The organism is Methylomonas sp. BG-2, assembly GCF_057766305.1.
In genome coordinates this window covers 1-7,280 of sequence record NZ_JBYMAP010000197.1, presented here as the reverse complement: position 1 = coordinate 7,280, position 7,280 = coordinate 1, and the positions used below count along the sequence as shown (strand labels likewise).

Sequence of the window (7,280 nt, the reverse complement as noted above, 5' to 3'; positions counted from 1 at the left end):
GAGGAAGCCATCGCGATTCTGTTGAGCGGCGCGCCGCTCAGAGCCGTCGCGGCCGGCGACGGCACGCTCAGCCTGCAACCCAAACCGGCCGGCGAGCTGCACAATAACGCCGGCCCGACCACGCTGCCGCCAGTCTCGGTGATCGGCCGAAGCGCTTACGACTCTACCGACCCTTACAACCCCGACTACAGCCTGCCCAACGCGGCTACCGCTACCAAAACCGATACTCCAATCATGGAAACACCTTATTCAATCCAGGTTGTGCCGAAACAGGTGATCGAAGATATTCAGGGAATACGTCCTAACGATGCATTAGATTACGTGAGCGGCATTTATCGCAGTAGCGGCTCGGGAGATTTTTTTGAGTCCTCGACGCGTCGTGGATTCAACAGCTTGAGCGGAGACTATCGAGATGGGGCGCCGTTTCCCGTGGCGGACTACATTATAGGCGGACGAGATTTGGCTAATACCGAGCGTGTCGAAGTGTTAAAAGGACCGGCGTCTTTACTGTACGGAATGACCAATCCGGGTGGCGTGGTGAATTACATAACTAAAAAACCGTTGGCGACGCCTTATTATTCGTTGCAACAGCAATTCGGTTCTTATGATCTATATCGTACTACTGTCGATGCTACGGGGCCAATCACGGACGACAAATCGTTACTCTATCGACTCAACCTTGCCTACAAAAGCGCCGACTCATTCCGGGATTTCGTTAATAGCGAAAGGACTTTTATCGCACCTATGGTGACTTGGAATATCAGCCCAAGGACTCAATTAAATTTCGAATTGGAATACGACACCGGCCACGTGGTATTTGACCGCGGCATACCCGCCATCGAAAATCGACCCGCCAATTTACCGCAAAACCGTTTTTTGGGCGAACCGGTTAATTATGAGTACGAGCGTATCATGGTAGGCATGAATTGGTCGCACGCATTTAACGAAAATTGGACATTGAGCCATCGGTTCAACATGCAATTTATCGGGCAAAACGGAGCGACTTCAGCAGTAACAGGTTTTTTTGACAATAAAACAGTGAATCGCTTTGGACTATACCAGTCGCAAGACCTAGGGAATCAACCGGTTTACTACAATAGCGTGAACCTTACCGGACATTTCAATACAGCCGGATTAAAACATACTCTATTATTGGGGGGAGATCATTACCACACTTCGATCGATACGATTCAGCGGTTTGTGTCCGGTTCAGGTAATAGAATTAATATTTATAATCCACAATATCTTGGCCTCCCGGCCGCCTTGGGCGATCTGGCCAACAATAATCAGCTCTCTCAATCAAGCGACTGGTTCGGCTTATATCTGCAAGATCAAATCAAATTGCCTTACCATCTAAACATGCTCGCGGGTTTCAGGTATGACAGCGCCGAATCGAGTGCGATTTTCAACGGCCGACTGTCCGAAGTTCCGCGTCAAGACAATTTGTCTCCGCGTGGCGGCGTGATCTGGCAACCTCTGCCTGAACTTAGCGTGTATGGCAGTTACTCCGAAAACTTTACATCGGTTAGCAGCCTTGGAATACGCGGCAATTTGCTTCAGCCTGAAACGGCCCAGCAGTGGGAATTCGGTTTGAAGACCGAGCTGTTCGACAAGCGCTTTATGGGAACGTTAGCTTGGTTTGATCTTACAAAACAAAATGTCAGGATTCCCGATCCAAAGCTAGCTGGAAATTATTTATCGATAGGTGAAGCAAATAGTGCTGGACTGGAGCTTGATATTAAAGGCGAAGTACTTCCAGGTTGGAATATTATTGGCTCCTACGCATACACTCCAGATGCGACTGTTACGGTCGGCAGAGAAAGCGAAGTTGGACGCAGATTCCGGGGTGTTCCTCGGCACGGCGGCAGCCTATTTTCGACTTACGAATTACAATCAGGGCTATTTCAGGGTTTAAAATTCGGTGGGGGCGTCATCACCCGAAGCTCCCAAAAGACCGATATTGACGCAACGACTGCCGTATTACCGGGTTATACAACGGTCAACTTGCTCAGCAGCTATAGTTGGAAGGTCGGTGGTAGCACATTAACCACGCAATTCAATGTCAATAACTTGTTGGATAAGGAATATTATCCGGCATCATTTAACCGAAATGGCATAGAGGTTGGCGCGCCCAGAACGTTTATGGGCTCGGTGCGGATCGAGTATTAAAACTCGGTTTGGAAGGGCTTTGGAGCCGTGAACGAACGCCTCTGCTCGAAGCTGAGACCTCTTTTACCACCGCGCGATTGCTAACTGGTGGCCGTGCCTTACAGCAGCGCGGCCATCTTCCAGGTCGCGTCGCGTTTTTTGGCGTCCTGGTTTTTTCCGACGGTGGGTAGCTGGAGATCGACACTTCAGCGCGTCCATTGCTCGCCGTTTCGCGCGCCGATCTCCGGGAGCCAGCGGTGGACTGTTCCTTCGACGCGCCGGCGCCGGTGCTTGGGCGATCATCAATTGTTCAATCCCGCCGCCATCGCGTAAAATCCCGGCTAAAAACTTTCAAGCCAGGAGCCAAACCATGAAAATTCTGTTGATCGCGTTGTTGCTGACCGCGAATTGGGCCGTCGCCGAAGAATCCGCCAAGGAAGAGTGGAACGAGACCTCGCTGAGCGAAGACACCATTCAAAAAATCCAGCAAGCCCAATTCAAATACAAAAAGTGCGTCGTCGACGAGATGCGCAAGCCGGAAAACCAAAAATTGGAAAGCCGTAACGCCACCGACGCGATCGCCAAATTCTGCGAGCCCATGCTGGGCGACATGCGTAAGGTTTACACCGATGTCGGCGTGCCGGGTGTCGTGGCCGATCGCCATTTGAAAAAATTGCGCATCCAGACCACCCGTAACATGTTGCAGGAACTGATGTACCTCGAAGCCGCCAAAAAAGCCGGCGCCCAACCCTAATTCTCCGTGCGGCGGCCGGCTGCCGCCGCGAATGCCGCCTCGGGCGGTTTGTTCTCAACCACGCCTTACACCATGAATACCTATACCATCGATTTATCGTTACGCCCGACCACGTTCGATTTGTGGCATGTCTGCCTGGCCGGTACCGCCGCAGTGCTGGCTTTGACGCTGATTGCCGTATTGATTTCGGTGCTGCTGGGTCTGCGCCGTTGCAACAAGGCCCGCTCCGCCCAAGTGCCGGCGCCTGTCGCGCCGGCGCCGCAACCGGAAATCAAGATCGTCGAGAAAATCGTCGAAGTCGAAAAAATTGTCCAAGCACCCGCGCCGGAACCGGTGATTCTGAAGGAAGCTACGCCGGACGCCGCGCTGCAATTGCTGAGTTTGTTGCAAAAGGAAGCCCGCTTTATCGACTTTATTAAAGAAGACGTCGGCGCCTTCTCCGACGCGGACATTGGCGCGGCGGCGCGAGTGGTGCATCAAGGTTGCGTCAAGGCCATCAACGAGCATTTCACGTTGGCTCCGGTCAGCAGCGATGCCGAAGGCAGCCGGGTGACCTTGAATCCGGGCTTTGACGCCGGATCGTTCCGCTTGACCGGCAACATCGTCGGCCAGGCGCCGTTCACCGGCACGCTGGTGCACAAAGGCTGGCAAGTCACTGATTTGCGCCTGCCCAAGCTGACCGAAGGCCATAACGCCAAAATCGTCGCGCCGGCCGAGGTGGAATTATGAGTGCCCGCTATTCGGTCGGCATCGACCTGGGTACCACCCATTGCGTGCTGTCCTACGTCGATTTGCAGGCCGGCGACGATCAGGTGCGCATCGACGTGTTCGCGATTCCGCAGTTAACCGGGCCGGGTACCATCGAAGACAAGCCGCAACTGGCCTCGTTCACCTATCTGGCTCACTCGGCCGAATTGGCCGAAGGCTCGACCGCGTTGCCCTGGACCGCCAAGCCGGACAAACTGGTCGGCGAAATCGCTCGCAATTTGGGTAGCAAAACGCCGATCCGCTTGGTCGCCAGCGCCAAGAGCTGGCTATGCCATGCCGGAGTGGATTGCAAGCAGCCGATCTTGCCGGCCGAAGCCCCGGACGAGGTCGAGCGTATCTCGCCGTTTGCCGCCACTCAAGCTTATCTCCAACATTTGCGCGATGCCTGGAACCACCGCTTTGCGGAAGACCGGCTGGAATCCCAGGATGTAACCATCACCGTGCCGGCGTCGTTCGACCCGGCCGCGCGGGAATTGACCGTCGAAGCGGCCCGCTCGGTGGGCTTGGGCCAAGCCGTATTACTGGAAGAACCGCAGGCCGCGCTGTACAGCTGGATCGAAAACAGCGAAGGCGACTGGCGTAACCACGTTAAGGTCGGCGACGTGATTTTGGTGGTCGACGTCGGCGGCGGCACTACCGACTTGTCGCTGATCGCGGTCACCGAGCAGGACGGCAATCTGCAATTGACCCGCGTCGCGGTCGGCGACCATATTCTGCTGGGCGGCGATAACATGGATTTGGCGCTGGCTTACACGGTCAAGGCCAAACTGGAGCAGGAAAGCGGCAGGAAACTGGAATCCTGGCAGGTGCAATCGCTGACCCACGGCTGCCGGGAAGCCAAGGAAAAATTGTTCAACCAGCCGGAACTGGGCAGCATGCCGCTGGTGGTCGCCAGCCGGGGTTCGTCGCTGATCGGCGGCACCTTGCGCACCGAATTGACCCGCGACGAACTCAATCGGGTATTGGTCGAAGGCTTTCTACCGTTTGCCCAAGCCGGCGACAAACCGGTCAGCCGGCCGCGTAGCGGTCTGCGCAGCGCCGGTTTGCCATATGCTCAGGATGCCGGTATTACCCGCCATCTGGCGGTGTTTTTGGCGCGTCAACGTCAGGCCACCGAGGAATTCCAGGCGGTGAATCTGCCTGAACACGCCAGCTTCTTGCATCCGACCGCCGTGCTGTTCAATGGCGGCGTGTTGAAGGCCGGCGTGTTGGCCGAACGATTGATGCAAATCCTCAACGGCTGGCTGCAAGCCGAGCAAGCGCCGGATGCGCGTTTGCTGCAAGGCGCCGATCTGGATTTAGCGGTGGCGCGCGGCGCGGCCTATTATGGCTTTGTCCGCCAGGGTAAGGGTGTGCGCATCAAGGGCGGCACGGCGGCGGCGTATTACGTCGGTGTCGAAAGCGCAATGCCGGCGGTGCCCGGTTTGGCGCCGGAAATTGAAGCGCTGTGCATCGCGCCGTTCGGCATGGAAGAGGGCACCGAGCAAAACCTGCCCAACGACGAATTCGGTTTGATCGTCGGCGAACCGGTCCGCTTCCGCTTCTTCGGCTCCAAAACCCGCCGCGAGGACCAAGTCGGCGCCCGGCTGGAAAGCTGGCACGACGACGAGTTGGAAGAGCTCGACGAAATCGAAATCACCTTGCCGGAAGAAGGCCGGGCCGCCGGCGACATCGTGCCGGTCTATCTGTCCTCCGCCGTCACCGAAGTCGGCACGCTGGAATTGCGCGCGGTGTCGCGGCGCGAGCAGCAACAGTGGAAAATTGAATTTGAGGTCAGAGCCGGGGAAAGTTAATTCGGCTGTAACTCTGGGATCATTTCCCGCGCATGTTTTTGAATGGCCGATCCCAACGGGATCGGCTTTTTTTGTAGTGGGCTGGTGAAAAACCGTTGCCGGACTACATGACGCGTTTGGCAGTACATGTCATGCCATCGTTGGCTGGCAGCTCTTGTTGCAAATCTGTGATGGACCTCGCTAAAACCCTCATTTGTTTGATTTACATCAAAAAAACGATATTGGCACGGAAAACGCTTTAATCCAGAAAAGACAGATGGTGTGGTTTCGATCTGCTTTGTCAGCCAACTCAATCAAACTTAGGGGAATTAAATTGAACTCGTCAAAATCCAAATTCGGCTATTTCACCGCCATTCTGTTGTTGTCCGCGTCTATGCACAATGCGGGGGCGGCAACGCTAATCGATAACTTTACCGACTTTCAAATTGCCCAAAACGGCACCGACGGGCCGCTGCAGATATCCGGTACCGATTTGGTTAACGCCTACAGAACCTTGACCGCGGAACCAAACCCCACCGCCGCCGATACCGAAGTTGCGGTGGAGAGCGGGATGTTGACGATCAGCAACAGCACCGATTCCAGCGGTACCGCCAGTATCTTATACAGCTTCGATCCCATCAACTTGATGTCGGTCGCCGACGCGCTGCTGTTAAATATCGGCTTTATTGATTTGAGCTTTGAAATCCAAGTGATTGCAAACGGTTTGTCTGTGTTTGATTTTCACAATTTTGGCGGTACCGGTCAGCACATTCTTGCGTTTTCGGACTTCACCAATCCTTCCAGTTTCGGCAACTTGAGCAGCTTGCAGTTGAATTTCCGTGGGGTTGAAGCCTGGGATGCGCAGATCGATTTGATGGCGGCGAATCGTACCGGCACGCAAACCAACACCGTTCCGGAGCCGACCACATGGGCACTGTTGATTATCGGCATGTTTTACCTGCGTCAAATGTCGGTAAAACCGGCGCTGTCCAGATTGTCTTGAAGCTTTATTAACGAATTCGAACCTATCCGAGGAATCCAACATGCGTAACAATTTTCCATTCAAACTACTGAGTTCGGTGCTGTTTTCAGGCTTGCTTTCGATTGCGGGTCACGCTCAAGCCAGTAACCTGACGATCGATAATTTCAGCCAACTGCAAAATGTAACGGACCGTGGGAATGGAAGGCCGGGAGAAGTCTATGTACCGGGCGCCACGAGCAATAGCATCGCAGAAATTTCCGGCAGCGATTTGGCGCACGTATCCAGGACCTTTTCCGCGACCGCCACCGAGGGACGCTATGCGAATAAAGAAGACATCCTATCTGGCGAAGGGGCTTTGAAAATTTCCAATTCGACTGGTTCCGCCGGTGCCGCGTCGATTTTATGGACGTTTGATCCGACCAACTTTACGTTATACGGCAGTGCGATATTGTTGGAAGTTCTGACCATCGACCTGGACGTGAATATCCAAATGGTCGTTAACGATACCTCGGTAGCAGGCAGCAAAACGGTCAGTCAAACCGAAGACTTTTGGTTCGATTTCAATGATTTTTCCGATCCCAGTGTATTTTCCAACGTCTCCAGTTTGCGTTTGAATTTTACGGGTCCGCAGGCTTGGGACGGACAATTTCGCTTATTAACCGCGGGTACTCCGACTAGCATTATCGGTTCGGTGCCGCTACCCCCCAGCTTTGTAATGATGGGCACGGTATTGTTCGGCTTCGCCGGTGTTGGCCGATTGCGCAAGGCAACGGCTTAGTCCGGCTACCGAAGCTGCTGAATCAAAAACGCCCCTCCTTGCTGATGTTCGCCGGCGAGGAGAGGCGATAGCGACGAT

General features: G+C 54.5%; 6 protein-coding genes. All 6 read left to right on the top strand.

Features of this window, described 5'->3' with window-relative positions; translation table 11 throughout:
* Nucleotides 1-2,169, top strand: a 2,169-nt coding sequence (locus tag AC3B8H_RS16255) for a TonB-dependent siderophore receptor (RefSeq protein ID WP_488442594.1), incomplete at its 5' end; no start/stop codon positions are given.
* Between the two features lie 349 nt (nt 2,170-2,518).
* A complete protein-coding gene (locus AC3B8H_RS16250) occupies nt 2,519-2,902 on the top strand; it encodes a hypothetical protein (RefSeq protein ID WP_488442593.1) in 384 nt (127 codons plus the stop codon).
* A 72-nt stretch (nt 2,903-2,974) separates the two neighbouring features.
* Nucleotides 2,975-3,631: a DUF2760 domain-containing protein gene (locus tag AC3B8H_RS16245; RefSeq protein WP_488442592.1), complete on the top strand. Its 657-nt coding sequence runs from the start codon at nt 2,975-2,977 to the stop codon at nt 3,629-3,631.
* The gene (locus AC3B8H_RS16240; RefSeq protein WP_488442591.1) at nt 3,628-5,463 is read left to right on the top strand and encodes an Hsp70 family protein; all 1,836 of its coding nucleotides are present in this window, start codon (nt 3,628-3,630) and stop codon (nt 5,461-5,463) included. Before AC3B8H_RS16245 ends, AC3B8H_RS16240 begins: the two co-directional genes overlap by 4 nt.
* Nucleotides 5,464-5,776: 313 nt before the next feature.
* Nucleotides 5,777-6,445 (top strand): hypothetical protein, encoded by a 669-nt coding sequence (locus AC3B8H_RS16235; RefSeq protein WP_488442590.1) that lies wholly within the window; start codon nt 5,777-5,779, stop codon nt 6,443-6,445.
* A 40-nt stretch (nt 6,446-6,485) separates the two neighbouring features.
* Nucleotides 6,486-7,202, top strand: a complete 717-nt coding sequence (locus AC3B8H_RS16230) for a hypothetical protein (RefSeq protein WP_488442589.1) — start codon at nt 6,486-6,488, stop codon at nt 7,200-7,202.
* The last annotated feature ends 78 nt before the right edge of the window (nt 7,203-7,280 follow it).

What these genes read in the sequence shown, in the direction of transcription:
- AC3B8H_RS16250 (WP_488442593.1), top strand. Translation starts at nt 2,519, where the DNA reads ATGAAAATTCTGTTGATCGCGTTGTTGCTGACCGCGAATTGGGCCGTC.
- AC3B8H_RS16245 (WP_488442592.1), top strand. Translation starts at nt 2,975, where the DNA reads ATGAATACCTATACCATCGATTTATCGTTACGCCCGACCACGTTCGAT.
- AC3B8H_RS16240 (WP_488442591.1), top strand. Translation starts at nt 3,628, where the DNA reads ATGAGTGCCCGCTATTCGGTCGGCATCGACCTGGGTACCACCCATTGC.
- AC3B8H_RS16230 (WP_488442589.1), top strand. Translation starts at nt 6,486, where the DNA reads ATGCGTAACAATTTTCCATTCAAACTACTGAGTTCGGTGCTGTTTTCA.